This is a genomic window from Advenella alkanexedens (assembly GCF_019132845.1).
Classification (GTDB): domain Bacteria; phylum Pseudomonadota; class Gammaproteobacteria; order Burkholderiales; family Burkholderiaceae_B; genus Advenella; species Advenella alkanexedens.
In genome coordinates this window covers 475,458-495,915 of the sequence record NZ_JAHSPR010000001.1, presented here as the reverse complement: position 1 = coordinate 495,915, position 20,458 = coordinate 475,458, and the positions used below count along the sequence as shown (strand labels likewise).

Genomic DNA, 20,458 nt, shown 5'->3' with positions numbered 1-20,458 from the left:
ATAAATCTTAAATTGTTGACTTTAAGGTGAAAAAAATATAAAATTCTATTAGGTAGAATAAGATTCTGTTAGATAGAACTAGTTTTGATTTAATTAAAAATATTGATTTTTTAGGAGTTGGGCAATGAAGTTGGCTAGATTTAATGAGGGGCGTGTTGGTCTTGTTCTTGGTAATGAAGTGGCTGACCTGACCAATGTCCTGGAGGTGGATACGACAGAGTGGCCGCCCATGGGCTTGTTGCGAGTAATCGCAAATATTGAAACTTACCGGCCGGTTATCGAAGAGGCGCTTAAAAATGCCCCGCGATACAGTCTTGATGACATCAAACTGGTTACGCCAATTCCCTGGCCAAATAAAGTGATTGCTTTCCCTGTTAATTACCATGACCACGGTCAGGAAATGCAGGCTGATTATCGGGCGACCCATCAAGGATTTTTCTTGAAACCCAACTCTTCCTTGTCTGGAGCCGGAGAGCCTGTTGTACTTCCCAATGTGAATAATAGAGAAGTGCATCACGAGTGCGAGTTGGGTATCGTTATCGGCAAGGGCGGAAAGGATATTCCTGCTGAAAACTGGAAAGACCATATTTTTGGTTATGCATGCCTGCTGGATATGGTTGTTCGGGGGCGCGAAGAGCGTGTAGCACGAAAGGCCTATGATACTTTTTGTCCCGTTGGTCCATGGATTACAACCGCCGATGAGGTGAGCGATCCCTGTAATCTTGAAATGAAACTGTGGGTCAATGGTGAGTTACGCCAGCATGCCAATACACGGGATCTGGTGTTGGATATCCCGGGCATGATTGAAATGGCATCTGCTGTCATGACCCTGTATCCGGGCGATATCATTGCAACAGGTACCCCGGCAGGTGTAGGTCAGGTCAAAGACGGGGACACAATACGTATTGCCATTGATGACTTGGGTGAGATGAATATCCCCGTGATACAAGGCGAGGGTGGCCGCACCTTTATTTTTGAAAAAGATTACACACCAAATATTATCAAGCAGAAATAATCATGAAAAATCAAATAGACACATTAGAAAAGCTTTATGAGGCATTTGATGGCTTAAGCGTAGAGGGGGGGTGGCATCGTCGCACGCCATCATTATGGCCAGAGCCCAGAAAAACCATGCATCCTTTTATGTGGACTTACGACTCAGTGAAGCCCATTCTTGATGCGGCAGGTCATTTGGTGAGTACAGAGTTTGCAGAGCGTCGCAACTTAACCATGACCAATCCCATGGAAGGCAATATTTATTCTACCGTCCGGACCATGGTTGCGGCTTATCAAATGATCAAACCGGGCGAAACCGCCGCTTCTCACAGGCATACCCCCAATGCGCTCAGGATTATCCTGGAGGGTCACGGCAGCTATACAACGGTAGAGGGTACGCGGGTTGAAATGCGCCCAGGTGATGTTTTACTGACACCCAGCATGATGTGGCACTCGCATGAGAATGTGGGGAATGAAGATTGTTATTGGGTGGATATTTTAGATGTTCCGCTGGTGCATTTACTTGAGCCCATGTTTTTTGAGCGTCATCCCAACCGTGTCGAGGGCGAGTTTGTGAATGCGGAAGAGTCGCCGATTGCATTCCGCTGGGAAAACACCCTGAAAAATCTTGAGGCGGCCAGCGAAAGTGGTCACCCTATGGCAGAGCGCGAAGTGCAACTGGGCAACCCCGCGATGGTGTCGATTGCGTTATTTGTGCAGCAGTTTGGAGCTGGTTTTACCTCTGCCCGGAAACGGACAACCGCCAATCAGATTTTCACCGTTCTTGAAGGGTCAGGAAAAACGTATGTGGATGACCAGGTTTTCGAGTGGAAAAAGGGCGATGTCATTGCGGTGCCCGGCTGGAGGCCTTACAAACATGAGGTGTTGGAGCCTTCTTATATGGTATGCGCAACCGATGCCCCGGTTTATGCCGGCTTGAATCTGTTACGTGAAGAAATTAATTAAATACTGATCTGGAGACATACATGAAAATATATAAAAACCTATTAAGAAATGTTGTGTTAGGTGTTTTCGCTTTAGGCGCTAGTGCAACGTATGCCGCAGAAACTTATCCGCAAAGGCCAATCAAAATTGTGGTGCCTTATCAACCGGGTAGTGCCGTGGATACCACCAGTCGAAAAATTGCTGATCAGTTGTCAAAACGTTTAAACCAGCCGGTTGTGGTTGAAAACAAAACGGGTGCTTTCGGCCTGATTGCCTTGAAGGCCCTTAGGGATGCCCCTGCGGATGGCTACACATTAATGGTGGATACGCCTGCCATGGCGATTAATCCAAGTGTTCGCAAAGTTGACTATGATCCCTATACGGATATTCAGCCGATTGCACAGTTGATGGCTTTGCCTTTTGTGATTGGTATGAATCCGGCTGTTCCGGCGAAAAACCTGGAAGAATTCATCGCATATGGGAAGAAAAATGAAGGCAAAATGAATATTGCCGAGGGGGGTACGTCAACATTACTGACCAGTCTGCTGTTTGGCATGGAAACAGGCGTAAAGATGCAAACCATTAGCTACAAAGGTGCTGCGCCTGCTGTCATGGCGGTGCTTCAGAATGAGTGTCAGGTGATCGCCATTGATCTGGCGAATCTTGCAACGTATATCCAGGCTGGAAAAATGATCGGGTTGTTGACGACAGGGGAAAAAAGATCGCCTATGTTGCCCGATGTGCCTACCGCTAAAGAGGTGGGACTTGATAATTTTAATGTTTCAACCTGGTTCGGCTTATTTGCCAAAAAAGGCACGCCTCAAGAGATTTTGGATAAATTGAATGCAGTGATTGGCGATACGTTTAATGATCCTGATTACAAAGAGTATGTTGAAGCTCGTGGCGCGACGCTAAATCCCTATTCGGTTGAGGAGTTCACGCAATTCTTTAATAACGATGTAAAAACCTGGGCCAAAATCGTTAAAGACTCTGGCGTAAAGTTTGAGCAGTAAACCGACTTCAGTTCATAGGACAAAATTATGAAAAAAGATATAAAAGTAATTATTGCTGGTGGTGGCATTGGTGGTTTGTCGGCAGCATTGGCGTTATTGAGGCAAGGCTTTGATGTGGAAGTTTATGAACAGGCCAAAGAACTCAGGGAAGTGGGTGCAGGGATCCAGATAAGTCCTAATGGCAGTCGTGCCCTGGATGCGCTGGGCATTTATGAAAACGTTAAAGCAGACTCTTGTAATCCAGAAAAAAAAGAGTTTCGGTTGTGGAATACCGGAAAATCATGGTTGCTTTTTGATCTTGGCGATGACGCCGTTGAAAAGTACGGTTATCCCTATTTAACGGTTTATCGTCCCGACTTGCTCAAAGCCCTGGTTGACGGCGTCGAGGCCATAAAACCAAACGCCATTCATCTTGACAGTAAAGTGCATTCTTTTTCCCAAGACAAGGATTCCATCAAGCTTAAACTTGAAAATGGTCAGGAAATAAGCGGCGACTTGCTGATTGGGGCAGACGGGGTGCGCTCGGCCATTCGTAATCAATTGTGGGGGCCAACCAATCCTAATTTTTCGGGGATGGTTGCGTGGCGCGGTGTGATTCCAATGAAGAACCTGCCAGAACATTTGCAAAAAATGGTGGGTTCAACCTGGATTGGTCCAGGCGGTCATGCCGTTAATTATCCCTTGCACAGGGGTGAGATTATGAACTTTGTGGGCACCATTGAACGCAAGGATTGGCAAGTTGAATCCTGGAGCACGCAAGGCACGGTGGAAGAATGCCTGAATGACTTCAAAGGCTGGCATGAAGATGTCCAAACCATGATTCGTTTATCACCCCAGTTGTTTAAATGGGCGCTGATGCAACGTGATCCGATACCTCAATGGACGCAAGGAAGGGTGACATTGGTTGGAGATGCCGCACATGCGACCTTGCCTTTCCTCGCACAGGGGGCCGTTCAGTCGATTGAAGATGGCGTGGTGCTGGCAAGGTGTCTGGATAAATATGTCCATGATTTGCCATTGGCATTTGAAAAATATGAAAGCGCCAGGATTGAGCGGACAAGCAAAATGGTGCGTGGTGCAACGGCCAATACCGGACGTTTTCACAGCGCTGAGCTGGAAACTGAAGAGGGTGCCGAGGCCTATCTGCAGCGTGAGTGGAGCAGTAACCCTATTGCTGACAGGTATGACTGGCTGTATCGTTACGACGTATTGACAGCTGAAATTTAATCAAAATAAATCAAGATAAAAGAGAAATTCATGTCAAATCATACTGGCGATACCGTGTTGATTAGTGAAGTAGGCCCAAGGGATGGATTGCAGAGTATTAAGACCATTATGCCAACCGCATTCAAGCTTAAATGGATTTCGGCGCTTTATGATGCGGGAGTCAGGGAAATTGAAGTGGGTTCTTTTGTTCCCAGCAAGCTGTTGCCACAATTGGCTGATACAGCCGAAGTGGTGGCGCATGCATTACAGCATCCGGGTCTGACTGTGATGGCCCTAGTGCCGAACTTACGCGGCGCGGTCACGGCTTTTGAGGCGGGCGTGCATAAAATCACCTTGCCTATTTCTGCAAGTGTTGCCCATTCTCTGGCCAATGTGCGCAAGACACCTGAGGAGATGATGGAAGAGGCAAAGCGAATTGTTGCCTATCGTGATGCCAATTTTCCGGCTATTAGCATAGAGGCGGGTATTTCAACCGCTTTTGGTTGCACGCTCCAGGGCAAAGTGGATGAGGACGATGTTATTCGTCTTTCAGTCATGGCTGCTCAGGCCGGTATTGATGATATCGGGCTGTCCGATACCACTGGCTATGCAAATCCCAAACAGGTACGCCGGTTATTTAGAAGGCTTTTTGATGAAGTTGGTGAGAAGGCCGGTGCGGCACATATGCATAATACCCGAGGTCTCGGGATTGCAAATTGCCTGGCTGCTTTTGAAGAGGGTGTCAGGACGTTTGATTCTTCTCAGGGCGGGTTGGGAGGGTGTCCGTATGCGCCAGGGGCTTCAGGAAATGTGGTTACCGAGGATCTGGTGTTTATGTTTGAGGCGATGAATGTAAAGACCCATATCAATTATGAAAAATTAATGCAGGCACGGGTTGCTTTGCAGGAAGGTTTGCCAAATGAGCCCATCTATGGAATGACGCCTGAGGCTGGTTTACCTAAAGGGTTCATTCAATAACAATAATTAATAATACAGGAGCAATAATGTCTGAAGATAAAAAACTGCCTTTGGAAGGTGTTAGGGTTGTTGAGTTTACCCACATGGTGATGGGGCCAACATGTGGAATGGTGCTGGCTGACTTGGGGGCTGAAGTCATTAAGATAGAGCCGGTTAAAGGTGATAGCACCCGACATTTAATGGGGTCAGGCGCGGGTTTTTTCCCACTTTTTAATCGAAATAAAAAAAGTATTGCTCTTGATTTGCAAAGTCCAGAGGGTATTGAGATCGCGTATAAATTGATCTCAACGGCGGATATTGTCAGTGAGAACTTCAAGTCGGGAACCATGCAAAAACTTGGCCTGGATTATGAGTCTTTACGTCGTCAAAACGAAAGTTTGATTTATGTGAGTCATAAGGGGTTTTTGCCCGGTCCCTATGCCCATCGTACGGCTCTTGATGAGGTGGTACAGATGATGGGGGGGCTTGCCTATATGACCGGTCGTTCAGGAGATCCTTTAAGAGCCGGCTCCAGTATTAACGACATTATGGGAGGCCTGTTTGGTGCAATAGGTGCCATGGCCGCGCTTATGCAACGCACGCATACCGGTAAAGGGATGGAAGTCCAATCCGCACTGTTTGAGAATAACGTGTTTTTGGTGGCTCAGCATATGATGCAATATGCGGTTACTGGAAATGCGGCAAAACCAATGCCAGAGCGGATTTCCGCATGGGGTATTTATGATGTTTTTACTTTGAAAGATGATGAACAGGTGTTTCTTGGTGTGGTCAGTGATACCCAATGGGATCTTTTTTGTAATGCTTTTGGTTTCAAGGATTTGCGTGCTGATGAACGCTTGAAATCCAATAATGCCCGAGTTCAGCAAAGGTCCTGGTTGATGCCTGCACTGCGTGAGAGATTGGCCGAGTTTAGTGCTAAAGAGATCATGGCTGTTTTTGAAAAGCATGGTTTGCCTTTTGCTCCTATTTCCAAACCACAGGATCTTTTTGATGATATCCATTTAAAAATAACGGGTGGGCTTGAAACCATGGCGCTTCCGAATGGTAAAGAGACAGCAGTTCCTCTTTTACCCATTACATTGGAAGGTGAGCGTCTGCACATACGCATGGCACCACCAAAAATCGGTCAAAACAGCGTGGAGTTATTAACAGAGCTGGGGTATTCCGAGGCTGAGACAAAACAGTTGTTTGATCGTAACGTGGTTCAGGCTATTGATTAGGTACCCCGTCGGGTAGCGAGGCAATACCTTCCTCATTCCCACGCTCTGAACTGACCCCCAAAAAGTTGAACACCCATTCAACGTTTTGGAGTTACTTCACGGAGCGTGGCAACGAGGTGAGTATGGAAACTGGATGATGGCTAGTTCCCATGCTCCCGCGTGGGAATCAATAAAAAAGCTGAAGTACAAAGTCGATAAAACTTCAGTCTCGTTCCCATGCTCCGCGTGGGAAACGCATACGGATTCAAGTAATAGCCCCTTAGTTCCCATATTCAGATGATAGAATAAGACAAAAACGTCACAACAATAACGAGGATAAAATGTCAGGTGTTCTGTGAGTCTTATGTTTTAATTTAATTCGTTTGCCGATACATACTGGTTTTTTAGAAAAGAAAAGGTCGATTTCAGAAGTAACCGAATAAGTAACCGAACAATCAACCCATCAAGTAACCCATCAAGTAAAGTCTCTGCTGTTGATATGTGACGCTGAAATGAATCGAGCTGAGTTAATGCTTGCGCTGGAGTTAAAAGATAGAGTTAATTTTAGGGATACCTATTTGCAGCCAGCTTTAGAGCTTGGTTTGATTGAAATGACCCAACCGGATTCGCCGCGTAGCCCAACACAAAAATACCGCCTGACTACGCTGGGCAAACAAATATTAGCGTCACATCGGTAACACTAAATAAAGTCGTTTCCACGCGGGAGCATGGGAACGCATATCTCAGGTATGTTCGACCACTAAAGCGCGGACAGTAGGTTGGGGGCGTTTAAGGGCCTGAGCCAGGTCATAATTGGTTTGCATTGCCAACCATGCCTTGGCGGTACTGACGCCGGCTTGTTCAAGCCTGATCGCCAAATCCGCACTGATGCCCGCTTTACCATTTAGCACGCGTGACAGGGCAACACGCGACATGCCAAGCCGTTCTGCCGTTTCAGTGACAGACAGCCCCAGTTCAATAATGACATCTTCACGAAGCAACTCGCCTGGATGCGGAGGGTTTTTCATCATTTTGTGTCTCTTTTAGTGATAGTCCAGATAGTCAATCAGCTCAATATGTATACCGGCAAAGCGAAAAATAACGCGCCAATTGCCATTAACCGATATTGACCAGTAATTCTTTAAATTGCCTTTTAGTGGGTGTAGATTAAATGAAGGCAATTTGAGGTCTTCTGGCTTTTCGGCTACGTCCATTGCACCAAGAATGCGTCTTAGTTTTGCTGCATGGACGGCTTGTATGCCTTTTGTCGAGCTGGTTTTATAGAACGCCTCAAGTCCTTTATGCCGGAATCCTAATATCATATATTGTATCGTGTATCGTTGCTAGATTCAATTGAAGTGGCATGCAGTTTTTAACTGTATGGTTGTCTTGAACTCACTGTATGCCAGTTGCGAACGCCCTGTGGTCGTAAGCGGTAAATTTGTCTATTGTTAGTATCTGGTTCCTGCAGAAAGATAGGCGTTACCACGCAGGAGCGTGGGAACGAGATATCCCGCCCATGCCTGTCTTCTTACTTGTTCCCATGCTCCAGCGTGGGAACAAAACCGGTTTTGGCGTTAAAATCAAACATTGCCCAACCATTCTGGAAGACATGCCATGAGTAACGATACTGATCTTGATTTTGATACCGCGTTTGAAAACATTGATTTTGATGAAATCGAAAAGAAAAACGCCGAGCGCATTCAGGAAATGGACGATAGCGTGCCCGAAGCGGATAATGACTGCGGCGATGCCTGCAAGATTTAAGCGTTTTGTTTGTAATTGTTGAATGCCTAAAAAAGGATGGTAATGGCCATCCTTTTTTATGGGCCATTGCCTATGGCGTTGGGTTTATTTGCACCCGGCCTGCGGGCCTCCTTCATAGCGGTTGGCGGCTTCTATTTCGCAGGTACGTGCCTGGGTCATGGCGCGTAGGCATTCAGCCGCGTTAATCTGGCTAATGCTGCCATCACCCAAGGCGTAAAATTGGCAGTTGGCATCGCGGTATTGAATCCATTGGCGTTGGGCTGATTTCAGCGGGGCTTGCTGGGCAGCGTCACTGCGTTCCATTAAGGCTTTGTAGGATTTGTTCAGGCGGGTATCCCATTTTTTTGCCTGTTTGTTAACGCAATCCACAATCGAAACGGTCGTGTTTTGGTTGCACTTTTCGTATTCCTGGTTGAACATTTGGGCCTGGCTGCCGGTAGATACCAAAAGGGCGGGAATGGCTAGTAGCAGGTAAAGAGGTTTCATGATGATTCCTTTTTAGGTGGGTGCTGCAGTGAAAGAAATAGCTGGATGTGTCACTGTGAAGGCCCGTGTATTTTTGGTGTAGGGCATGAGAAACCGGCGTCTTGGCGCAAAAGGTTGCTGAATAAGTTAGGAACGGCAATATTTTTCAGCCAGCAGCCCAAACTGCCTGTTTGCCATTAAAATGATACAAAACAACAATATAGTGAATAGTAAACCTTTATTGCCAAAAGGGTAATAGGGTATTTTTCAACTTAGGAGACGTGTCATGAGTAAAGCGATTTTGATGATTGCGGGTGATTTCACCGAAGATTACGAAACCATGGTGCCGTACCAGTTTTTACTGGCGCTGGGGTATACCGTACATGCGGTGTGCCCCAATAAAAAAGCCGGTGACCATGTGGCAACGGCCATTCATGATTTTGAGGGTGACCAGACTTACAGCGAGAAGCGGGGCCATAATTTTGCCTTGAATTATGATTTTGCGGCGGTTAATACTAATGATTATGTGGGTTTGTTAATACCCGGTGGTCGCGGACCCGAATATTTGCGCTTGAACCAGCGTGTACTGGATATTGTGCGTGAGTTCAATACGGCCGGCAAGCCGATTGCCTCGGTGTGCCATGGAGCGCAAATTCTGGCGGCCGCAGGTATTTTAAAAGACCGCACCTGCTCGGCCTACCCGGCCTGCGCGCCAGAGGTGGAACTGGCCGGTGGCAAATATGCCGAAATCGCCATTGATGCCGCCGTGACCGACGGCAACCTGATAACCGCCCCCGCCTGGCCCGCCCACCCCGCGTGGCTAAGCCAGTTCGTGAAAGCGCTGGGTGCGGAAATCAAGATTTAACCGAGGGCCTCTGGTTCCCACGCTCCCGCGTGGGAACCGCCCCTGTTCTGCATGGAAACTCAGGCTTTACACCTTCTGGTTCCCATGCTCCTGCGTGGGAACCGCATCTGTTCTGCATATGCCTGTATGCATTCTAATATTGAATCTTTTGACGATTGCATAAGATAAAAGCGTCACGACAAGACCCTTTCAAATACCCAAATAAAATATGATCAGAAATTAAAAGTCTCATCCCCAGGCTCCTGCGTGGGGTGGCATATGGATTTCAATAATGGGTAGAAGCCGCTACAAAATAACTGAACCGCAACAACCGCATTTTGTTACCTTGACGGTATTGCACTGGATCCCTGTCTTTACTCGCCCCGACACCGTGAATATTCTGCTTGATTCCCTGCGTTTTTTACACAAAGAGGGGTTGAGTATTTATGCGTGGGTTGTTTTGGAAAATCACTGTCATTTTGTTTTGCAAAGCAATGCACTGGATCGTGATATTGCACGTTTGAAATCATGGACTGCCAAAAACCTGATTAAGTATCTTGCAGATCATAATGCCTGGCAAATTCTGGATCAGCTGGCGTTTTATAAAAAAGCGCATAAAAATGATCGCAGTTATCAGTTTTGGCAGGAAGGGGTGCATCCTGAGTTGATTCAGGGCGAAAAAATCATGCGCCAGAAAATTGATTATATTCATCAAAACCCGGTTAAAAGGGGTTATGTAGATGAGGTAACGCACTGGAGATATTCCAGTGCCCGGCAGTATGCCGGCTTGCCTGGGTTGTTGGATATTTGTACAGAATGGTAGGGGGTGGTATGCATTCCCACGCAGAGCGTGGGAACGAGTTGACATTTTGGGGGGGCAGTTCAGAGCGTGGGAACGAGTTGATGAGTCGCTGTTTCGCACTGGAACGAGTTGTTGCTTTGCATGAGCACGGGTCGTGTCCCGCATTCTGGTTCCCATGCTCCAGCGTGGGAACCGCTTCAGTTGGTATGCAACGAGTCAGAGGATGTTCTGGCGCGGGAACGAGTTGTTTCTGGTTCCCATGCTCCCGCGTGGGAACCACTCCTGTTCTATATGATAACGCAGGCATTACGCCTTGCTGGCTTCCAGTGCCTGGTCCAGGTCGGCAATGATGTCGTCGATGTGTTCAATGCCAATAGACAGCCTGATCATGTCGGCACTAACCCCTGCGGTGGCCAGTTCTTCTTCGTTCAGCTGGCGGTGGGTGGTGCTGGCGGGGTGGCAGGCCAGGGATTTGGCATCGCCAATATTAACCAGTCGGGTAATCAGTTGCAGGGCGTCAATGAAGCGGGCGCCGCTTTCGCTGCCGCCTTTAATGCCAAATGTCAGGATGCCTGAAGGTTTTCCGCCCATGTATTTTTGTGCCAACGCGTGTTCGGGGTGGTCGGACAGCCCGGCGTATTTCACCCATGCCACTTGTGGGTGGTTTTGCAGGTGCTGGGCCACTTTCAGGGTGTTTTCACAATGGCGCTCCATGCGCAGCGACAGGGTTTCAATGCCTTGGATAATCAGGAAAGCGCTTAGGGGGGCCAGGGCGGCGCCGGTGTTGCGCAGCGGGCCAACACGGCAGCGGCCAATAAATGCGGCGGGGCCAAAAGCGTCGGTGTAGACCACGCCGTGGTAAGCCGGGTCGGGTTCATTCAGAATGGCAAAACGTTCTTTGTGTTCGGCCCAGGGGAATTTGCCTGAATCTACAATCGCACCGGCAATGGTGGTGCCATGGCCGCCAATGTATTTGGTGAGCGAATGCACCACAATATCGGCACCGTGTTCAAAGGGGCGGCACAGCGCGGGCGAGGCCACGGTGTTGTCAACAATCAGCGGTACGCCATGGCGGTGGGCGGCATCGGCCAGGGCCTGGATGTCAATAATATTGCCGGCCGGGTTGCCAATCGATTCGCAGAAGACAGCCTTGGTGTTGTCGTCAATCAGCGCTTCAAGGGCGGCAATGTCGTTATGCGGTGCCATGCGCACTTCAATGCCCTGGCGCGGGAATGAATGGGCGAACAGGTTGTAGGTGCCACCATACAGGGTGCTGACTGAAACAATGTTGTCACCGGCACCGGCGATGGTTTGAATGGCGTAGGTAATGGCTGCCATGCCCGAGGCCACCACGAGTGAGGCAATCCCGCCTTCCAGGGCTGCCACACGCTCTTCAAGTACCGCATTGGTGGGGTTCATGATGCGGGTGTAAATGTTGCCAGCCACTTTCAGGTCAAACAAATCAGCCCCGTGCCGGGTGTTGTCAAACGCGTAGGAAGTGGTTTGGTAAATAGGCACTGCCACGGCTTTGGTGGTGGGTTCGGGTTTATAGCCGGCGTGAATCGCCAGTGTCTCTAACTTCATGCTTCCTCCGGGGGATAAAAATTGCAAAATATGCGTTCCCACGCAGGAGCGTGGGAACGAGAGTGGTTCCAAATTCTGGTTCCCATGCTCTAGCGTGGGAGCCCGTTGTGTTTCGTTCGTTCTGGTTCCCTCGCTCCTGCGTGGGAACCCCTCGTGTCTCTTGTTTCCATGCTCCCGCGTGGGAACAAAGGATTGTTAATCCGTAGACTAGCAGATTTTACATAACTTAAAATTATTTTGTTATGGCAAATGAGGGTATGCATTCCTGTGCGGGAGCATGGGAAGAAGAAAAAGTTAATCTTTGCTTTATAATTCGTAGAAGTAGATGCTATGTTCTTCGCAAATTCCTTTCTTTGTATTTGTGACAAAATTGCGTACTGTGTTTTCAACACCGTATATTGCTTGTTTCCATGCTCCTGCTTGGGAACAAAAGCGCGATTGTCTACTGCATTTTCAAATATCTTACTTTTCATCGGTTACCGATTACTTTATGTCCAACTTTACCATTGCCGCTTTATATAAATTTGTAGAATTGCCCGATTACGAGGCAATGCGTGAACCTTTGCAGGCTTTTTGCGAGCAGCATAATGTAAAGGGCACTTTGTTGCTGGCGCTGGAAGGCATTAATGGCACGATTGCCGGCCCACGCGAGGGGATTGATGCGGTGTTGGCTTATTTGCGCAATGACCCGCGCCTGGCTACGCTGGAGCATAAAGAATCCTGGTCGGAAGACCGCGAGCCATTTCACCGTATGCGGGTGCGCCTGAAAAAAGAAATCGTTACCATGGGGCAGCCGAATGTGAATGGACAAAATGCGGGTACGTATGTGAAACCTGAAGACTGGAATGACCTTATTTCCGATCCTGATGTGGTTCTGATTGATACCCGTAATGATTACGAAGTGGATATTGGCACCTTCAAGGGGGCGGTTAATCCTGAAACGGTTACTTTCCGTGAGTTTCCGCAATGGGTGCAAGAGCAGGCCCGGGAGGGTGGTTTGCTGGATAAAAACAGGAAAAAGAAAGTGGCCATGTTTTGTACCGGTGGCATTCGCTGTGAGAAATCAACCGCTTATATGAAATCCCTGGGCTACGATGAGGTCTATCATTTAGAGGGCGGTATTCTTAAGTATCTGGAAACCATTCCCCAGCCACAGAGCCTGTGGGAAGGCGAGTGCTTTGTGTTTGATGAGCGGGTGTCGGTGGGTCATGGGTTGGTGCCGGGGCAGTATGTTCAGTGCCGCGCCTGCCGACATCCTTTAACGGAGGAGGATCGTGCTTCTGTTCATTATGTGAGAGGTGAAAGCTGCCCGCATTGCTGGGATAAGATTACTGAAGAGCAACGCGCGCGTTTTCGGGAAAGGCAGCGTCAGGTGGACTTGGCTGAGCAGCGCCACGAGGGCCATATTGGTGCAAAAATGGATGAGCAAATTCGCAAGCGCCGGGAAGAAAAACTGGCACAAAAAGAAAAATCCCGTCAAATGGCCAATGAGATTGATCAACAAAAGAGCGAATAGTTGTTTTTTTGGTTGGAAAAAGCAATAAATTAGTGCATACCCTAAGTGCTAATTGTTATATAGTGGTGCATAATTCTCTTCATGCAGGTGAGGAGACAAAATGCCAGGCAAAGACCAGGCAACTTGCTGGTAACGGCTCATAAGCAGTAAGCGGTTCCAAAATAAATACAAGAAAGGGCGATTAATGTCAAAAGCATTAATCGCCCTTATTAATTTCAGCACGGTTTATGCGTTCCCACGCGGAGCATGGGAACGAGTACGCAAATTCCCCTCTGCGGAGGGGTGTCAGGCGAAGCCTGACGGGGTGGTTGACGAAAACCTGTTATGCATTCCCACGCAGGAGCATGGGAACGAGTACAAATTCAGCGCGGTTTATGCATTCCCACGCGGAGCATGGGAACGAGTAAATGGGAACGAGTTTCTGGTTTCTGGTTCCCACGCTCCCGCGTGGGAACCTCTTGTGTTCACTCCCGCATGACAACACATCACTTAAGTTTTAGTATTTAACAACACCAGCAAAGCACCGGTGCCCCCCAGGCTTTCCGGGGCCTGGATAAATGCCTGGGTGGCTTCCAGTTGCCGTAGCCATGCTTTCACCATATCTTTCAGTACCGACTGCCCATCTTTGGAGCCGTAGCCTTTGCCGTGAATAATGCAAACGCAACGCACCTGATGCTGCAGGCACGACTGAATGAACCGGTCGAACCGTTCGGCGGCCTGTTCGGCCGTGGTACCGTGAAGGTCCAGGGTGGCGGAAACGGGCCAGGTGCCGCGGGCCAGCTTTTTCAGCAGATCTTTACTGTGGGCATGCTGCACGTAAGAGGAATCATCGGTCGGCAGGTTTTTATCCACTTGCACGGGGCGGGTGTTTTGCCGGGTACCGGGAGCCGGGGCAAGCGTGGTTGCCGCTTTGCCTTCTGCCTGCGCCCGTCTGGCCAGTACCAGGGCACTGGGTGCTTTCGGGGTGGCCACATGTGGAATGCGATTGCTGCCGGGCAAAGGGGTCACCCCCCTTACCGACTGCCGGAACAGGGCGGCGTCTTCGCTGGAAAGAGCCGCCGTAGCGGCACTGCCTGAAGTGAATTGTTTTTGCCGTGCCTGTTCTTTGGCCTGTTTTTCTGCCTTGGCCTGTTCTGCGCTGTACTTTTTCTGCATGCGCTTCAGGTCTTCAAGGCTGCCTTTAATTACCTTCATTTTCCAACCAACGCTGTGCATCAAGAGCTGCCATGCATCCGGTACCTGCACTGGTAATGGCCTGGCGGTAAATGTGGTCTTGTACGTCGCCGGCGGCAAAAACACCGGGTACGGACGTCATGGTGGCAAAGCCTTGCTGGCCGCTCTGGGTTTTAATGTAACCACCGTGCTCCATATCCAGCTGGCCTTCGAAAATGCCGGTATTGGGCTGGTGTCCAATGGCAATGAAAGCGCCGGTTACGGCCAGTTCCTGTGTGGTATTATCTTGCGTGTTGCGAATACGTACACCGGTTACGCCACTGTCATCACCCAGGACCTCTTCCAGGGTGTGAAACAGCTGCAGTTCCATATTGCCGTTTTTCACCTTTTCCATCATTTTGTCAATCAGGATGGGTTCGGCACGGAATTTGTCGCGGCGGTGAATAACCGTGACTTTGCGGCAGATGTTGGACAGGTACAGGGCTTCTTCAACGGCTGTGTTGCCACCGCCCACCACGACCACGTCCTGGTTGCGATAGAAAAAGCCGTCGCAGGTGGCACAGGCGGACACGCCTTTGCCCATGAAGGCTTCTTCGGAAGGCAGGCCCAGGTATTTGGCGCTGGCACCGGTGGCAATAATCAGGCTGTCGCAGGTATAAACATTACCCATTTCGGAGTACAGGGTGAAAGGTCGTTTGGACAGGTCCACGCGTTCTATCTGGTCTAGAATGATTTCGGTGTTGAAACGTTCGGCATGTTGCAAAAAGCGTTGCATCAGGTCGGGACCTTGCACGCCTTCAGGGTCGGCCGGCCAGTTGTCGACATCGGTGGTGGTCATGAGCTGACCGCCTTGCGCCATGCCGGTAACCAGTACCGGATTCAGGTTGGCGCGGGCTGCATAAACCGCCGCAGAATAGCCAGCCGGGCCCGAGCCCAGAATCAAAACCTTGGAATGTTTAACATCGCTCATTTATATTCATCCTATAATGGTAATCCACAATTATAATATGACTTATGGCACGTTCTTCTAATACACTTTCAAATCGCTCAGCTGGTCGTAACAAACGCAACCAGAAAAGCGGCTCTTCCCCGGCAACCGATCGCGTGGTTTCCCTGTTTGGTGAAGCCAAATGGGTGCTGTATGCGGCATTGGCCGCGGCTTTGGCGTTCACGCTGTTTACCTGGCATCCCACCGATCCCGGCTGGGTCAGTACTTCTTCTTCCCACCAGGTGCACAACAGGCTGGGTATTGTGGGGGCGTACGTCTCGGATATTCTGTATTACCTGGTGGGACTTTCCGCCTGGTGGCTGGTGGTTTGTTTCATACGAAGAATGTGGGTGGGCTATCGCCGCTTAATGAACCGAATCGTGCTCGATCCTGATATGGATTTACCCCGCGTGCATTGGGAGCAGGGCATTGGCTTTGTCATGCTGTTTCTGGGTTCAATGGGTTTTGAAGCCAGTCAGCTACAGAATCTGGGTGAACAGCTCCCGGGGGGCGCGGGCGGGGTATTGGGGCAGCTTTTTGCCAATAACCTGTATATGTTGATTGGTCCCAGTGGTTCGGGCATTGCATTGTTTCTGTTGCTGGCCTTGGGCTTCAGTTTCTTTTTTGGTTTTTCATGGCTGGCGGTGGCGGAAAAAATCGGTTTTGCCATTCAGCGTATTTTTGGCGGTATTGGCGAATTTTTCAGTGCCCGCAAAGACCGCAAGGCTGGTGAGGCCGCCAAAGCGGTGCGCCAGGAACATCTGGTTGAACAAAAAGTCAAACTGACTCATGAGCAACCGGTGCGAATAGAGCCGGCCATTACCAGTATTCCGAAGGCGGAACGGGTGATTAAAGACAGGCAGGAAAAACAGGAAAAGCAGCCAGCCTTGTCACCGGTCGTGCGCCAGGAGTCCGAAGGCACGTTGCCGGCCCTGGATTTGCTTGATCCGGCCCAGGACAACGTAGAAACCGTTTCTCCGGAAACCATTGAATATACGTCCCGCCTTATTGAAAAGAAATTGCGTGATTTTGGGGTGGAGGTGACGGTGGTGGCCGCCCAGGCCGGGCCGGTGATTACCCGCTATGAAATAGAACCCGCAACGGGGGTTAAGGGCAGTCAGATTGTTAACCTGTCCAAAGACCTGGCCCGGGCGCTTAGCTTAATTAGCATTCGGGTGGTGGAAACCATTCCCGGCAAGAATTTGATGGGGCTTGAGTTGCCCAATCCGCGCCGTCAAATGGTGCGCCTGTCTGAGATTATTGGCTCCAAAACCTATCACGACAACCCTTCAGCCCTAACCATGGTGCTGGGTAAGGATATTGCGGGTAATCCGGTGGTGGCCGACCTGGCCAAAATGCCCCACTTGCTGGTGGCCGGTACGACCGGTTCGGGCAAGTCGGTGGGTATTAATGCCATGATTCTGTCTTTGCTGTACAAGGCCGATGCCTCGCAGGTTCGCCTTATTCTGATTGACCCGAAAATGCTGGAAATGAGCATTTACGAGGGTATTCCGCATTTGCTGGCACCGGTGGTGACCGATATGCGCCAGGCCGCCAACGCCTTGAATTGGTGTGTGGGTGAAATGGAGAAGCGCTACAAGCTGATGAGTAAAATGGGTGTGCGTAATTTGGGTGGTTATAACGCCAAAATTCGCGAAGCCGCCAAAAAAGGTGAAACCATTCCGAACCCGTTTTCCTTGACGCCCGAAGCGCCCGAGCCGTTAACCACGCTACCCTTTATTGTGGTGGTTATCGACGAGCTGGCCGATTTGATGATGGTGGTGGGCAAGAAAATTGAAGAGCTGATTGCCCGTCTGGCGCAAAAAGCCCGGGCCTCGGGCATTCATCTGGTGCTGGCAACCCAGCGGCCCAGTGTGGATGTGATTACCGGCTTGATCAAGGCTAATATTCCCACCCGTATTGCCTTTCAGGTGTCTTCCAAAATTGATTCACGCACCATTTTGGACCAGATGGGTGCGGAAACCCTGCTGGGTCAGGGCGATATGCTGTTCCTGCCACCGGGCACCGGCCTGCCGCGTCGGGTGCATGGCGCTTTTGTGGCCGATGACGAGGTGCATCGCGTGGTCGAGTGCCTGAAAGAGCAGGGCGAAGCCGATTATATTGACGGTATTCTGGAGGGTGGTGCACCCGGTGAAACCGGTGATGGCCTGGGGAGCGTGACCGGTTTTGCCGACCCTGAATCAGATCCCCTATATGACCAGGCCGTGGCGATTGTGCTGAAAAACCGTCGGGCTTCCATTTCTTCGGTGCAGCGTCACCTGCGCATTGGCTACAATCGCGCCGCCCGTCTGCTGGAACAAATGGAGCAGGCAGGTGTGGTGTCTGCCATGCAGTCCAACGGCAACCGGGAAATTCTGGTGCCGGCGGGGCAGGACGAGGGGTGATTATTTCAAGGCCGTAATTGTATTTACGCTTATGTAACAGTGTGGTGGGGATAATTCTGTTAAAAACAGGGCGTAGGTTGCGTGAAACCACTCCGGCGCTTTGCGCCACCCCTCCTGTGGGGGGGCAGGCAAAGCCAGGCGGGGTGGTTGTGTAAAGCATTCAACCCCACCCAGTAAATCCCGCCTCCGCGGGAATTGACAAAAACACATCTAGGTTGCACTGCCAATAGTGGCGGGGTTTTCCGGAGAATATTGAATGAAGAAAAAAGCGTTGCTTGCCACCATTTCCCTGACTTTGGCCGTTACCGGCTGGGGTGTTCAGGCGCAATCCATTACGGTATCACCTTCTTTTCAGCTGCCCGATGCCAGTCTGAATACCGATTTGCGGAATTTGAAGTTTGAGGAAATTCCAGCGGTTAACAATACGGTGAAGGCCGATGCCAGCCAGCAATTGAAAGATTTTGTGCGTAATGTGAAATCGGCCAGTGGCCAGTTTGCCCAGCAAACCACGGGTTCGGCTGCCCAAACGGGTTCATTCGGTTTCGAGCGGCCAGGCAAGTTCTACTGGAATGTCGCCACGCCTTACGAGCAACAGGTAATTTCTGACGGCAAAACCGTATATCAGTATGATCCCGATTTAATGCAGGTGACGCAGCGTCCGGTCAACCAGGCAGTGGGCGCTTCACCGGCTGCTATTTTGTTTGGCTCGGGTTCGCTGGATGAAAGCTTTAACGTAACCGTGTTGCCGGCGCAAAGTGGTCTGGTGTGGTTGCGTGCTATTCCCAAAGTGCCTGATGCCGGTTTGTCGCATGTGGATATTGCGTTTGCCAACAACTTGCCCGCCGAGTTGGTGATTCTGGATTCTTTCGGACAAACCACCAGTATCAAGATGCGCAATTTCAAGGCCAATGCCAAAATTCCGGCCAGCCAGTTCCAGTTCAAGGCACCGGCCGGGGTGGACACGGTTAGAATGTAATTCCATGGACGGTAATCTGGTATAAAAAAGGGTCTTTGGACCCTTTTTTTTGTTTAAGTAGGTGTGAATCTCCTTTATGATAGGCTGTATGTAAATACAGTATTGTGAATTCAATGAATGACAATGATTTATTTCAATCCCAGGCATTAAGTTCAGCGCCGCTGGCCGAGCGTTTGCGTCCGCGAACGCTGGATCAGGTGGTGGGGCAGTCGCATTTGCTGGCACCGGGCAAGCCTTTGCGGGTGGCTTTTGAGTCTGGCCGGCCGCATTCCATGATTTTCTGGGGGCCGCCGGGGGTGGGTAAAACCACGCTGGCGCGACTCATGACCGATGGCTTTGATGCCCGGTTTATTGCCATTTCCGCCGTGTTGGGTGGAGTGAAAGATATTCGTGAGGCTGTTACCGCTGCGCAGGTGGCGCAGGGCCAGGGCCGCAAAACCATTTTGTTTGTCGACGAAGTCCATCGTTTTAACAAGGCCCAGCAAGACGCCTTTTTGCCGTATGTCGAAAGCGGCCTGTTTACCTTTATTGGCGCCACCACCGAGAACCCTTCTTTTGAAATGAATTCGGCCCTGCTGTCCCGGGCGCGGGTGTATGTGCTTCAATCGTTGGGGCAGGAAGAATTGCTGGAACTGGTGAACCGGGCGGTGGAACTGGTGAACAGCGACCGTCCCGAGCATCCGGTGAATATGGATGAAGAGGCTCGCACGCAGCTGGCTGCCTGGGCCGATGGTGATGCCCGTCGCCTGATTAATGCGGTAGAGGTGGTGCTGGATTCGGCCATTGCTTCGGGCCGCGATCGGGTGGACAGTGCCTGGCTGGAAGTGGCCCTGTCACAAAACCTGCGCCGTTTCGACAAGGGGGGCGATGCCTTCTACGATCAGATTTCCGCCTTGCATAAATCGGTCCGTGGTTCCGATCCCGATGCCGCCCTGTATTGGTTTACCCGCATGCTCGATGGCGGTGCCGATGCCAAATACTTGTCGCGCCGCATTGTGCGCATGGCCTGGGAAGACATCGGCCTGGCCGACCCGCGTGCCATGCAGATTGCCAATGACGCAGCCAGTACCTACGAGCGGCTGGGTTCGCCCGAAGGGGAACTGGCTTTGGCGCAGGCGGTTATTTACCTGGCGGTGGCAGCCAAAAGCAACGCCGGTTATATGGCCTACAACCAGGCCCGTGCGTTTGTAAGGCAGGACAAAAGCCGCGAAGTGCCGCCTCATTTGCGCAATGCACCGACTAAATTAATGAAAGAACTGGGTCATGGCCACGCTTACCGCTACGCTCACGACGAACCGCATGGCTATGCCGCTGGCGAAAACTACTTCCCCGAAGGTATGCGCAAACCCGGCTGGTACCGGCCCGTGCCCAGGGGACTGGAAAGTAAAATCGCTGAAAAAATGGCGTTTTTGAAGGGGCTGGATGACGAGGCGCGGAAGAAGTGACGACCAACCACTCGTTCCCACGCTCCCGCGTGGTAACGCCTGTAGTCTGCATTTAGAGGTATTCGTTAACCACCCCGTCAGGCTTCGCCTGCCACCCCTCCACAGAGGGGAATTCTGAGTCACGGTAATGCGAACAGTTTGGTATTGCACTTCCAC

General features: G+C 50.3%; 20 protein-coding genes. 14 read left to right on the top strand and 6 right to left on the bottom strand.

The genetic code is table 11. The features are described from left to right. The first annotated feature begins 124 nt into the window (after positions 1-124). The 7 genes from KU392_RS02325 to KU392_RS02295 all read left to right on the top strand — a co-directional run bounded on the left by KU392_RS02325 (position 125) and on the right by KU392_RS02295 (position 7,035). Positions 125-1,015, top strand: a complete 891-nt coding sequence (locus KU392_RS02325; protein WP_217734437.1) for a fumarylacetoacetate hydrolase family protein — start codon at positions 125-127, stop codon at positions 1,013-1,015. A 2-nt stretch (positions 1,016-1,017) separates the two neighbouring features. Beyond that, positions 1,018-1,962, top strand: coding sequence for a cupin domain-containing protein (locus tag KU392_RS02320; RefSeq protein ID WP_246587187.1), 945 nt, complete (start codon positions 1,018-1,020; stop codon positions 1,960-1,962). 20 nt (positions 1,963-1,982) lie between these two features. Then, positions 1,983-2,954, top strand: coding sequence for a Bug family tripartite tricarboxylate transporter substrate binding protein (locus KU392_RS02315; protein WP_189385790.1), 972 nt, complete (start codon positions 1,983-1,985; stop codon positions 2,952-2,954). Between the two features lie 27 nt (positions 2,955-2,981). Beyond that, a complete protein-coding gene (locus KU392_RS02310) occupies positions 2,982-4,181 on the top strand; it encodes an FAD-dependent monooxygenase (RefSeq protein ID WP_217734436.1) in 1,200 nt (399 codons plus the stop codon). Between the two features lie 30 nt (positions 4,182-4,211). After that, positions 4,212-5,138: a hydroxymethylglutaryl-CoA lyase gene (locus KU392_RS02305; protein ID WP_217734435.1), complete on the top strand. Its 927-nt coding sequence runs from the start codon at positions 4,212-4,214 to the stop codon at positions 5,136-5,138. A 26-nt stretch (positions 5,139-5,164) separates the two neighbouring features. Then, a complete protein-coding gene (locus tag KU392_RS02300; RefSeq protein ID WP_217734434.1) occupies positions 5,165-6,358 on the top strand; it encodes a CaiB/BaiF CoA transferase family protein in 1,194 nt (397 codons plus the stop codon). Positions 6,359-6,825: 467 nt separating this feature from the next. Then, positions 6,826-7,035, top strand: coding sequence for a Fic family protein (locus KU392_RS02295; protein ID WP_343212393.1), 210 nt, complete (start codon positions 6,826-6,828; stop codon positions 7,033-7,035). A gap of 45 nt (positions 7,036-7,080) precedes the next feature. Here KU392_RS02295 and KU392_RS02290 read toward each other — a convergent pair whose 3' ends face one another. Both KU392_RS02290 and KU392_RS02285 read right to left on the bottom strand, forming a co-directional pair. Next, complete coding sequence (locus tag KU392_RS02290) at positions 7,081-7,368, bottom strand: HigA family addiction module antitoxin (protein WP_169293988.1); 288 nt, start codon at positions 7,366-7,368, stop codon at positions 7,081-7,083. 12 nt (positions 7,369-7,380) lie between these two features. After that, entirely contained in the window at positions 7,381-7,659 is a 279-nt protein-coding gene (locus KU392_RS02285) for a type II toxin-antitoxin system RelE/ParE family toxin (protein WP_217734432.1), read from the bottom strand. Positions 7,660-7,954: 295 nt separating this feature from the next. On the opposite strand from KU392_RS02285, the gene KU392_RS02280 reads away from it, so the two are divergent. Beyond that, positions 7,955-8,104 carry a hypothetical protein gene (locus tag KU392_RS02280; protein ID WP_169293989.1) on the top strand — a complete coding sequence of 50 codons (150 nt, stop codon included), beginning with the start codon at positions 7,955-7,957 and terminating at the stop codon, positions 8,102-8,104. Positions 8,105-8,188: 84 nt separating this feature from the next. Here KU392_RS02280 and KU392_RS02275 read toward each other — a convergent pair whose 3' ends face one another. Beyond that, entirely contained in the window at positions 8,189-8,590 is a 402-nt protein-coding gene (locus tag KU392_RS02275) for a lysozyme inhibitor LprI family protein (RefSeq protein ID WP_217734431.1), read from the bottom strand. A gap of 265 nt (positions 8,591-8,855) precedes the next feature. On the opposite strand from KU392_RS02275, the gene KU392_RS02270 reads away from it, so the two are divergent. Both KU392_RS02270 and KU392_RS02265 read left to right on the top strand, forming a co-directional pair. After that, positions 8,856-9,434 carry a DJ-1/PfpI family protein gene (locus tag KU392_RS02270; RefSeq protein ID WP_217734430.1) on the top strand — a complete coding sequence of 193 codons (579 nt, stop codon included), beginning with the start codon at positions 8,856-8,858 and terminating at the stop codon, positions 9,432-9,434. Between the two features lie 271 nt (positions 9,435-9,705). Next, positions 9,706-10,236, top strand: a complete 531-nt coding sequence (locus KU392_RS02265) for an REP-associated tyrosine transposase (RefSeq protein ID WP_217734429.1) — start codon at positions 9,706-9,708, stop codon at positions 10,234-10,236. A gap of 285 nt (positions 10,237-10,521) precedes the next feature. Here the strand turns inward: KU392_RS02265 and KU392_RS02260 are convergent, their stop codons facing one another. Continuing rightward, positions 10,522-11,799, bottom strand: coding sequence for a bifunctional O-acetylhomoserine aminocarboxypropyltransferase/cysteine synthase (locus KU392_RS02260; protein WP_217734428.1), 1,278 nt, complete (start codon positions 11,797-11,799; stop codon positions 10,522-10,524). Positions 11,800-12,289: 490 nt separating this feature from the next. Here KU392_RS02260 and trhO point away from each other — a divergent pair, with 490 nt between their 5' ends. Further along, positions 12,290-13,315 (top strand): oxygen-dependent tRNA uridine(34) hydroxylase TrhO, encoded by a 1,026-nt coding sequence (trhO, locus tag KU392_RS02255; RefSeq protein WP_217734427.1) that lies wholly within the window; start codon positions 12,290-12,292, stop codon positions 13,313-13,315. A 489-nt stretch (positions 13,316-13,804) separates the two neighbouring features. On the opposite strand, the gene KU392_RS02250 is transcribed toward trhO, so the two are convergent. Both KU392_RS02250 and trxB read right to left on the bottom strand, forming a co-directional pair. After that, entirely contained in the window at positions 13,805-14,509 is a 705-nt protein-coding gene (locus tag KU392_RS02250) for a Smr/MutS family protein (protein ID WP_217734426.1), read from the bottom strand. Beyond that, complete coding sequence (gene trxB, locus KU392_RS02245; protein ID WP_217734425.1) at positions 14,496-15,458, bottom strand: thioredoxin-disulfide reductase; 963 nt, start codon at positions 15,456-15,458, stop codon at positions 14,496-14,498. Before trxB ends, KU392_RS02250 begins: the two co-directional genes overlap by 14 nt. Before the next feature lie 44 nt (positions 15,459-15,502). Here trxB and KU392_RS02240 point away from each other — a divergent pair, with 44 nt between their 5' ends. From KU392_RS02240 to KU392_RS02230, 3 genes are all read left to right on the top strand, one after another. Then, positions 15,503-17,881 (top strand): DNA translocase FtsK, encoded by a 2,379-nt coding sequence (locus KU392_RS02240; RefSeq protein ID WP_217734424.1) that lies wholly within the window; start codon positions 15,503-15,505, stop codon positions 17,879-17,881. A 256-nt stretch (positions 17,882-18,137) separates the two neighbouring features. Beyond that, positions 18,138-18,857, top strand: a complete 720-nt coding sequence (gene lolA, locus KU392_RS02235; protein WP_169293996.1) for an outer membrane lipoprotein periplasmic chaperone LolA — start codon at positions 18,138-18,140, stop codon at positions 18,855-18,857. Positions 18,858-18,970: 113 nt separating this feature from the next. After that, positions 18,971-20,302, top strand: coding sequence for a replication-associated recombination protein A (locus KU392_RS02230; protein ID WP_169293997.1), 1,332 nt, complete (start codon positions 18,971-18,973; stop codon positions 20,300-20,302). Positions 20,303-20,458 lie beyond the last annotated feature (156 nt).

Excerpts from the sequence above, each read along its gene's own strand:
- KU392_RS02325 (WP_217734437.1), top strand. The coding sequence starts at position 125 with ATGAAGTTGGCTAGATTTAATGAGGGGCGTGTTGGTCTTGTTCTTGGT.
- trxB (WP_217734425.1), bottom strand. The coding sequence starts at position 15,458 with ATGAGCGATGTTAAACATTCCAAGGTTTTGATTCTGGGCTCGGGCCCG.
- KU392_RS02305 (WP_217734435.1), top strand. The coding sequence starts at position 4,212 with ATGTCAAATCATACTGGCGATACCGTGTTGATTAGTGAAGTAGGCCCA.
- KU392_RS02270 (WP_217734430.1), top strand. The coding sequence starts at position 8,856 with ATGAGTAAAGCGATTTTGATGATTGCGGGTGATTTCACCGAAGATTAC.
- KU392_RS02300 (WP_217734434.1), top strand. The coding sequence starts at position 5,165 with ATGTCTGAAGATAAAAAACTGCCTTTGGAAGGTGTTAGGGTTGTTGAG.
- trhO (WP_217734427.1), top strand. The coding sequence starts at position 12,290 with ATGTCCAACTTTACCATTGCCGCTTTATATAAATTTGTAGAATTGCCC.
- KU392_RS02320 (WP_246587187.1), top strand. The coding sequence starts at position 1,018 with ATGAAAAATCAAATAGACACATTAGAAAAGCTTTATGAGGCATTTGAT.
- KU392_RS02310 (WP_217734436.1), top strand. The coding sequence starts at position 2,982 with ATGAAAAAAGATATAAAAGTAATTATTGCTGGTGGTGGCATTGGTGGT.
- KU392_RS02315 (WP_189385790.1), top strand. The coding sequence starts at position 1,983 with ATGAAAATATATAAAAACCTATTAAGAAATGTTGTGTTAGGTGTTTTC.
- KU392_RS02230 (WP_169293997.1), top strand. The coding sequence starts at position 18,971 with ATGAATGACAATGATTTATTTCAATCCCAGGCATTAAGTTCAGCGCCG.
- KU392_RS02280 (WP_169293989.1), top strand. The coding sequence starts at position 7,955 with ATGAGTAACGATACTGATCTTGATTTTGATACCGCGTTTGAAAACATT.
- KU392_RS02265 (WP_217734429.1), top strand. The coding sequence starts at position 9,706 with ATGGGTAGAAGCCGCTACAAAATAACTGAACCGCAACAACCGCATTTT.
- KU392_RS02290 (WP_169293988.1), bottom strand. The coding sequence starts at position 7,368 with ATGATGAAAAACCCTCCGCATCCAGGCGAGTTGCTTCGTGAAGATGTC.
- KU392_RS02240 (WP_217734424.1), top strand. The coding sequence starts at position 15,503 with ATGGCACGTTCTTCTAATACACTTTCAAATCGCTCAGCTGGTCGTAAC.
- KU392_RS02275 (WP_217734431.1), bottom strand. The coding sequence starts at position 8,590 with ATGAAACCTCTTTACCTGCTACTAGCCATTCCCGCCCTTTTGGTATCT.
- lolA (WP_169293996.1), top strand. The coding sequence starts at position 18,138 with ATGAAGAAAAAAGCGTTGCTTGCCACCATTTCCCTGACTTTGGCCGTT.
- KU392_RS02260 (WP_217734428.1), bottom strand. The coding sequence starts at position 11,799 with ATGAAGTTAGAGACACTGGCGATTCACGCCGGCTATAAACCCGAACCC.
- KU392_RS02285 (WP_217734432.1), bottom strand. The coding sequence starts at position 7,659 with ATGATATTAGGATTCCGGCATAAAGGACTTGAGGCGTTCTATAAAACC.
- KU392_RS02250 (WP_217734426.1), bottom strand. The coding sequence starts at position 14,509 with ATGAAGGTAATTAAAGGCAGCCTTGAAGACCTGAAGCGCATGCAGAAA.